Annotated in this window: 1 protein-coding gene; it reads left to right on the forward strand. The window is 67.2% G+C overall.

Annotated elements, in window-relative coordinates:
• Positions 1 to 401: 401 nt before the first annotated feature.
• Positions 402 to 631 (forward strand): LpxL/LpxP family acyltransferase (locus tag CSC70_RS14015; protein WP_484573208.1); only part of this gene is annotated, 230 nt, incomplete at its 3' end.

Genomic DNA, 631 nt, shown 5'->3' on the forward strand with positions numbered 1-631 from the left:
CATCATGTCCGGGGAACCGTGTCAGAAACGGGGCTGCAGATTGTAACGGAGCTGATGAATCGACGCCGGACTGCGCGTGCGATGGCGGGACTCGGGAATGGGAATCGTCAGGCGGGACCCTTGTCGCCGCCCCATGCGCGAACGTTGCACCGGCCAGCATGAAGGACGCGACTAGAGCGTGTTATGGACGTTGAGGCGCGTGTGAAGCGTTCCGTGGCGCGTCGAGACAAGCCGTGCGCTGCGGGCCCAGGCTGGCCGCCTGGGCAAGGCGCGCAACGCAGTATCGGTGCGCCACAGGGCGCTTCCGGAGGGTTGGCCGTCAGCGGCGCGGAGCGGGCGCCGCGCCGCTGGCGGCCAACGCATCTCATCTCAAAGTGCATAACACGCTCTAGAATTGGCGCATGTCCGAGTCCGCCAACGTCGCCGTCCGCCCTTCCCTGCGCAACCCCAAGCAGTGGCCGATGTATCTGGGCCTGGCGGTGATGGTGGTGGCGGGGCGCCTGCCCTGGACGCTGCAACGTGCAATAGGCCGCGGCGTGGGCTGGATTGCGATGCGCTTGGCGGGCACACGTCGGCGCGCGGCCGAGGTCAACCTCAAACTGTGTTTCCCCGAGCAGGACGATGCCTGGCG

Source organism: Pseudoxanthomonas kalamensis DSM 18571, assembly GCF_010211745.1.
GTDB classification, from domain to species: Bacteria; Pseudomonadota; Gammaproteobacteria; order Xanthomonadales; family Xanthomonadaceae; genus Pseudoxanthomonas_A; species Pseudoxanthomonas_A kalamensis.